Source organism: Sphingomonas beigongshangi (assembly GCF_016820445.1).
Taxonomy (GTDB): Bacteria; Pseudomonadota; Alphaproteobacteria; order Sphingomonadales; family Sphingomonadaceae; genus Sphingomonas; species Sphingomonas beigongshangi.
Genome location: NZ_JADHDT010000019.1, coordinates 1 through 2,262 on the forward strand (window position 1 = coordinate 1; position 2,262 = coordinate 2,262).

The following is a 2,262-nucleotide window of genomic DNA, read 5'->3' on the forward strand; positions in this document are numbered from 1 at the left end:
CTATGCTGCCGCAAACATCGTCGATATGGCAGCGTGACTCACATCCAACGGCCTCCGGCAAACCCGGCGCGGTTCAGCGGCAGGTGACGACGACGTTGCCGAACACGTCCTTCGTTCATTCCAGGTCGGGCGCCGGCTGACAATTAAGCACGCCCGAGAGCACCCGCAGGTGGTGATCGCCGCTCGGCACGAGCCGCAATCGGTGAGCCAAGATGCACCGGCCCGCGATAGCCATAGGTCGTGGTGTGGCGGATGCGAAACCTCATGCCGGACTGGACGTCCCACGCCGCGCAAGTGCAGCGAAGATATCCACCATGCTCGCCCTAGCTTTCCGACGCCGATCACCTATATCAGTCCGGCTAAACGTCGCCTGCGACGGATATCGGGCCGCTTAGGCTCCCCTTGTCCCTTTCTAGCCTCACGAAGCCGGGATGCGCCGCTGTTGGCGCATGCCCGACCACGCATGGGACAAAGGATACCCATATGATCACCGGCACCGTCAAATTCTTCAACGCCGACAAGGGCTATGGCTTCATTGCGCCCGAGGACGGCAGCACCGACGCCTTCGTCCACATCACCGCCGTCGAGCGCGCCGGCATGCGCACGCTCAACAAGGACGACCGCGTCTCCTACGAGCTGGAGACGGATCGCCGCGGCAAGGCCTCAGCGGTGAACCTGCAGGCAGCCTGAGCAAGGCCGATCGGCGGAGGCCCTCGGGTCTCCGCCAAACCGTCCATTCGCGCAGGAGCCATCATGTCCTTACCACTTTATCGAGACGAGGCCGCTCGTCAGCGGCTGGCCGCCGAGGAAACATCCCTCCAGAACGTGCGCGAGCGGTGCGAACGTGCAGCGCAGGCCTGGGATGCACTCGCCGTTCGTAGCGAACGAGTCGACGCGACGCGCACCAAGGCCGCGGCGGACAAGCTGCTGGGCGACCCGAGCGAGAATCCCGACCGCGGACTTGCCACACTCGTTCGTCGCGACACCTGACGTTGGCGACGCTTGACGCTGCGCTCAGCGGAAACCCGGGAGAGCGGGCAGGTCTGCTCGTCGACACGGCCGAGATACCCGGCGGCGGTGAACTGCGTCTGCTTCGACATGGGCCTCATTACGAGATCATGTTCGGCCACGAGCAGCTGATGGGAAGCTGGTCCTACCGATCGGAGCAGGCGCTCGCGACATTGGCGCTTGAGGGCTTGGGCGAACAACCGCGGGTCCTGATCGGCGGGCTGGGCATGGGATTCACCCTGGCCGCGGCGCGAGCCACACTTCCGATGGGCGCCAGCATCGTCGTCGCCGAGCTTGTGCCCAAGATCGTGTCCTGGGCTCGCGGCCACCTGCGTCATTTGTTCGGCGACTCTCTTGAAGACCCGCGGGTATCGGTTGAAGTACGGGATGTCCACGACCTGATCGTCGATCAGGCCGGTGGGTTGGACGCGATTCTGCTTGATGTCGACAATGGACCCGACGGGCTCATCTCCCTCGCCAATGAGCGGCTCTATTCCGCTTGGGGCTTGCGTGCTGCGCGTGCGGCGCTTCGACCCGGCGGCGTGCTCGCCATCTGGTCGGCTTACCCGGACCACGGCTTTTCCCATCAGCTGCATGCGTCCGGCTTCGACGTCGAGGAGTTCAGGATCGACACGGATCGAGGCGAGGATAACCCGGATCACACGATCTGGCTCGCCACGGTGGATGGGAAAAGCGATAGATCGAGCGGCACCGATTCTCCCCGGTTTGGGGTTGAGGCATGATGAAACGCGCGCCATCGCCGCTCCTGTGGTTGGACATCTGGATTGAGGGTTGCACCATCAGCCTTCGCATGTTCGAGACGATGGCCGCAGTGCCGGCGGTGTTGAACGCCCGCATGCCGATGATCGGGGCAGCCGCTTTCGACCCGCTCCATGGCAATTGGCCCGAGCTTCACAGAATGGTGGCGGAGAAGACCGAAGCTTTCGTGAAGGCCAGCCTCTCGGTGGCGCGAGACATGCATGCGATCCAATCCGAGATGTTGCAGCCTAACCCCTCCGTGGGGAGCGCTGCCTTATCAAGCGCACGGATCCAATATCACGCCGTCGGGGCGGCCGGGCGGGCTCTGGCCCCGCTCCACGCCGCGGTCACTGGAAACGCGAGGCGCTTGCAAGCCCGGCGCTGAACAACGGTTGACGCCCAGGCGTGTCAGACTTGACCCAGTTGCGTTGGGGTGGACGCCCCCTGACGGCATCGATGTGCCAGAGTGGAGGTGTTGAAGCACCACTGCAGGAG

Annotated in this window: 4 protein-coding genes; all 4 read left to right on the forward strand. The window is 64.2% G+C overall.

All coding sequences use genetic code 11. The features are described from left to right. Positions 1 to 483 precede the first annotated feature (483 nt). The 4 genes from IQ292_RS17515 (at position 484) to IQ292_RS17530 (ending at position 2,152) form a co-directional block, all read left to right on the forward strand. A complete protein-coding gene (locus tag IQ292_RS17515; protein ID WP_203311588.1) occupies positions 484 to 690 on the forward strand; it encodes a cold-shock protein in 207 nt (68 codons plus the stop codon). A 63-nt stretch (positions 691 to 753) separates the two neighbouring features. Beyond that, positions 754 to 990 (forward strand): hypothetical protein, encoded by a 237-nt coding sequence (locus IQ292_RS17520; RefSeq protein WP_203311589.1) that lies wholly within the window; start codon positions 754 to 756, stop codon positions 988 to 990. A gap of 2 nt (positions 991 to 992) precedes the next feature. Further along, the gene (locus tag IQ292_RS17525) at positions 993 to 1,751 is read left to right on the forward strand and encodes a spermidine synthase family protein (protein ID WP_203311590.1); all 759 of its coding nucleotides are present in this window, start codon (positions 993 to 995) and stop codon (positions 1,749 to 1,751) included. Beyond that, positions 1,748 to 2,152: a hypothetical protein gene (locus IQ292_RS17530; RefSeq protein WP_203311591.1), complete on the forward strand. Its 405-nt coding sequence runs from the start codon at positions 1,748 to 1,750 to the stop codon at positions 2,150 to 2,152. The genes IQ292_RS17525 and IQ292_RS17530 overlap by 4 nt, the downstream gene beginning before the upstream one ends. The last annotated feature ends 110 nt before the right edge of the window (positions 2,153 to 2,262 follow it).

Bases quoted from the DNA above. Each gene is read 5' to 3' on its own strand.
- IQ292_RS17515 (WP_203311588.1), top strand. From the start codon at position 484: ATGATCACCGGCACCGTCAAATTCTTCAACGCCGACAAGGGCTATGGC.
- IQ292_RS17520 (WP_203311589.1), top strand. From the start codon at position 754: ATGTCCTTACCACTTTATCGAGACGAGGCCGCTCGTCAGCGGCTGGCC.
- IQ292_RS17530 (WP_203311591.1), top strand. From the start codon at position 1,748: ATGATGAAACGCGCGCCATCGCCGCTCCTGTGGTTGGACATCTGGATT.